Genomic DNA, 4062 nt, shown 5'->3' on the forward strand with positions numbered 1-4062 from the left:
GGGCGCTCCGCCCCGGGCCCGGCAAGGCGTCAGCCAGGCCGCGGCGGGCGACCGGCGGGGCTCAAGGCGAGGCCGCGGCGGGCCAGGGGCTCAGGCCAGGCCGCGGCGGGCGACCGCCGGGGGGCGGAGGCCCTGGATGGAGCGGACCATGTCCAGGATCTGCCTGGTCTCGGCGACCTCGTGGACGCGGTAGACCTGCGCGCCCAGCCAGGCCGAGACGGCGGTCGTGGCCAGAGTGCCCAACAGGCGCTCCTTGACCGGCTTGTCGAGGGTCTCGCCGACGAAGTCCTTGTTGGACAGGGAGACCAGGACCGGCCAGCCCGTCGCGGTCATCTCGTCCAGCCGGCGCGTGGCCTCCAGCGAGTGCCGGGTGTTCTTCCCGAAGTCGTGGCCGGGGTCGATCATGATCGCGTCGCGGCGGACGCCGAGCGCGGCGGCGCGTTCGGCGAGGCCGACCGTCACGCGCAGGACGTCCTCCATGATGTCGTCGTACGCGATCCGGTGCGGCCGGGTGCGGGGTTCCACACCGCCCGCGTGGGTGCAGACCAGGCCCGCGCCGTAGCGCGCGGCCACCTCGGCGAGCTTGGGGTCCACCCCGCCCCAGGCGTCGTTGAGGACATCGGCCCCGGCCTCGCACACCGCCTCGCCGACCTCGTGCCGCCAGGTGTCCACGCTGATCACCACGTCCGGGTGGCGGCGCCGGACCTCGGCCACGAAGCCGACCGTGCGCCGGGCCTCCTCGGCCGCGTCCACGTGCTCGCCCGGGCCCGCCTTGACCCCGCCGATGTCGATGATCGCGGCGCCCTCGGCGATCGCGTGTTCGACCCGGTCCAGCGCCGGCTCGTCGCGGAACGTCGCGCCCTGGTCGTAGAAGGAGTCCGGCGTCCGGTTCACGATGGCCATGATCACCGGCTCGTGGGTGTCGAACTCGCGCCTGCCCAGTCGCAGCATCCTGCTCTTTCCTCCTTCGGCGGCCCTTGCGCCTCGCCTGCGACCTTAACCTGGTGGCCGGAGTCTCTCAGGGGAGTTGATCGTGTTCTTCTTCTTGATGATCGCGCTGGTCGTGGTCGTGGCAGCGGTCACCCTCGCGGTGATCGGCGGCGGCTCGGAGGCCGTCCTGCCGGAAGCGGAGCCGGACCGGGTCGCGGACGGGCTGCCGGAGACCCGGCCCGTCGTCCGGGCCGACATCGACGCGCTGCGGCTGCCGGTCGCGCCGCGCGGGTACCGGATGGCCGAGGTGGACGACGTACTGGAGCGGCTCGCGGCAGAACTGGCCGAGCGGGACGCGCGGATCGCGCAGCTGACGGCCGCGGCGGCGTCCGCCGCGGCCCCGTCGGACACGCCCGGGCACGTCGACCTCAGCAAGGGCGGTGAGCGGTGAGCGGCTCGGTGGCGGGCGTGGACGGGCTGCTGCGCTGTCCGTGGGGCCTGTCCACGCCGGACTATGTCGTCTACCACGACACCGAGTGGGGCCGTCCGGTGCACGGGGACGACGCCCTCTACGAACGGCTGTGCCTGGAGGCGTTCCAGTCGGGCCTGTCCTGGATCACCATCCTGCGGCGCCGCGAGGGGTTCCGTAAGGCCTTCGCCGCCTTCTCGATCGCGGCGGTCGCGGAGTTCGACGACCGCGACGCGGAGCGGCTGCTGGCCGACGAGGGCATCATCCGCAACCGGGCCAAGATCGAGGCGACCCTGGCCAACGCGAAGGTCCTCGCCGGGTGGGAGGCCGGTGAGCTGGACACCCTGATCTGGTCCCACGCTCCCGAGGAGCCGGGGCCGGTCCCGCTGACGGTCACCGAGGTCCCGGCGGTCACGCCGGAGTCCACGGCGCTCGCCAAGGCCCTGAAGAAGGCCGGCATCCGTTTCGTCGGCCCCACGACGGCCTACGCCCTGATGCAGGCCTGCGGGCTGGTCAACGACCACCTGGCCGACTGCGTCTCCCGCGACCCGGCCTGAGCCGGGCCGGATCGCGGGACCCCGGTCAGCGGCCCAGGTACTTCGGCGGCTGCTTCGCGAGAAAGGCCTGGACGGCGATGGAGTGGTCCTCGGAGGCCCCGGCACGCGTCTGGAGGGTGTCCTCATGGGTCAGGGCCTCGGAGAGCGTGTGGGAGGCCCCGTACGCCAGGGACTCCTTCAGGGCGGCGTACGCGACCGTCGGGCCGGCGGCCAGCGTGCGGGCCACGGCCTCCGCCTCGGCGTGCAGCGAGTCCGCGGGCACGAGGCGGTTGACGATGCCGAGCTCGTACGCCTCCTGGGCCTTGATCGAACGCGGGAACAGCAGCAGGTCCGAGGCGCGGGAGGCGCCGATCAGACGGGGGAGGGTCCACGAGACCCCGGAGTCGGCGGTCAGCGCCACCCCGGCGAACGAGGTGTTGAAGGAGGCGGTGTCGGCGACGACCCGGAAGTCCGCCGCCAGCGCGAAGCCGAAGCCCGCTCCGGCCGCCACGCCGTTCACCCCGGCCACCACGGGCTTGGGCATCTCGGTGAGCGCCCGCACGATGGGGTTGTAGTGGTCGGCCACGGTGGTCATGGTCAGCGAGGAGCCGGTCTCGCGGTCCGAGGCGAGGTTGCCGATGTGTTCCCTGAGATCCTGACCCACGCAGAAGGCCCGGTTCCCGGCCGCGGTCAGCAGCACGGCCCGTACGGCGGTGTCGGCGGCCGCCGCCCGGACCGCGTCGCGCAGGGCGACCTTGGCCTCGGTGTTCATCGCGTTCATCGCGTCCGGGCGGTTGATCGTGATGGTGGCGAGTCCGTCGGTCACTTCGTAGAGCACGCTGTCGGCCATGGCAGGGGGTCCCCCTTCGTCGCGGGCTTGGCTACCGGTCGGTACTGTCCGGTACAAAGGTCAGCATGGCGGACCGGACGGGGCACGCACATGTGATGTGCGTCAAAGAAAGCCGATGCCGCTTCCCCGGTGCGGCGGCGAAGTATCGCAGGCGGATCCCCGAAATGAGTGGTTTTGGTCGAGCGCGTTGCCCAAGCGTTCCCGGGCGATGTTGGTCATCGGGTCCTGACATGCGGGATAATGGCTGGGAAGCAATGTGTTCGATGCCGGGTATTAGGCGCCTGAATGGGGCCGTCGGCTGACGATGAGCTGGTTTCAGGAAGGGGAACGAGCATGGCGGCCATGAAGCCGCGGACGGGCGACGGCCCGCTCGAGGTCACCAAGGAGGGGCGGGGCATCGTCATGCGCGTACCGCTCGAGGGCGGCGGTCGGCTTGTCGTCGAGCTGACCCCTGATGAAGCGGACGCCCTGGGTGACGCCCTGAAGAAGGTCGTCGGCTGACCCCACGGGGACACTGACAGCACTTCCACCTTCTGCGTTTCTGCATTCTCTGCGCTGCCCCGACCGTGATCTGCGGCCGGGGCAGCGTTGTGCTGTCGCCCGCTGGAGCCGAGCTCCACGGGGAGGCGCGCCGTCACCTCCGCCCGCGCCGCCCGCCTTCGCCCACTGTGCGCCCCGCCGAAGGCCGCCCGGGGGCTGTCCGGCGGGCCGGCGCCGGCGAACCCGGTGGGCGCGCCGCTCCCGCCGGTCGGACGGCACGGCACCACCGCGTGGACGCGGCCCGTCCGGCCCTGAAGGCGCGTATCCCGGCTCAGCTCTTCGCGGGCACCGCCCGGGGGCGGTACGGGCGGCCCCCACCTGCGCGTTCCTGAGCCGTTCCGCCGGATCCCCGGCCCCGTTGGTCCCCCAGGCCCTACGCGGCCCGCAGACGCTCCCCAGGGGCTGCCCCGGCGTCCCGGCGGCCGCACGAGCCGGCTACGGACCTCGCCGCCATGCCGGAACGCCCGCATGCGCGGGATGCGCCGCGTCCGGACGCCGTGCGCTGATCCACCGGGGATGACGGGACAGCGCCCTGTCGTCGAAGTGAGCGGCCGGCCCGCAGGCACCTCACGGCGTGACCGGGGAAGGGCCTCGGCGAAACCACTTCCCGGGGCTCGGCCGACATGATCCGAAGGAGACGGCCTAAGGGCTGTCCCGTAATCCCCGGTGGATCGGCGCACGGCGTCGGATGCGGTGCATCGCAAGGCGGAGGGGCGCCCCCATACTGGGCGTATTCG

The 4062-nt window shown here is 72.6% G+C and carries 5 protein-coding genes; 3 read left to right on the forward strand and 2 right to left on the reverse strand.

What is annotated here, in order from left to right:
* Nucleotides 1-90 precede the first annotated feature (90 nt).
* Nucleotides 91-951, reverse strand: a complete 861-nt coding sequence (gene folP / locus ACWGIU_RS31710; RefSeq protein WP_453711563.1) for a dihydropteroate synthase — start codon at nucleotides 949-951, stop codon at nucleotides 91-93.
* Nucleotides 952-1027: 76 nt separating this feature from the next.
* Here folP and ACWGIU_RS31715 point away from each other — a divergent pair, with 76 nt between their 5' ends.
* Together ACWGIU_RS31715 and ACWGIU_RS31720 are read left to right on the forward strand one after the other, a co-directional pair.
* Nucleotides 1028-1381 (forward strand): DivIVA domain-containing protein, encoded by a 354-nt coding sequence (locus tag ACWGIU_RS31715; RefSeq protein ID WP_453711564.1) that lies wholly within the window; start codon nucleotides 1028-1030, stop codon nucleotides 1379-1381.
* Entirely contained in the window at nucleotides 1378-1956 is a 579-nt protein-coding gene (locus ACWGIU_RS31720) for a DNA-3-methyladenine glycosylase I (protein ID WP_453711565.1), read from the forward strand. Before ACWGIU_RS31715 ends, ACWGIU_RS31720 begins: the two co-directional genes overlap by 4 nt.
* A gap of 25 nt (nucleotides 1957-1981) precedes the next feature.
* Here the strand turns inward: ACWGIU_RS31720 and chcB are convergent, their stop codons facing one another.
* Nucleotides 1982-2785, reverse strand: coding sequence for a 2-cyclohexenylcarbonyl CoA isomerase (gene chcB, locus ACWGIU_RS31725; protein WP_453711566.1), 804 nt, complete (start codon nucleotides 2783-2785; stop codon nucleotides 1982-1984).
* A 333-nt stretch (nucleotides 2786-3118) separates the two neighbouring features.
* Here chcB and ACWGIU_RS31730 point away from each other — a divergent pair, with 333 nt between their 5' ends.
* Nucleotides 3119-3286, forward strand: coding sequence for a DUF3117 domain-containing protein (locus ACWGIU_RS31730; RefSeq protein ID WP_003966491.1), 168 nt, complete (start codon nucleotides 3119-3121; stop codon nucleotides 3284-3286).
* Nucleotides 3287-4062 lie beyond the last annotated feature (776 nt).

The organism is Streptomyces sp. NPDC054840 (assembly GCF_053611065.1).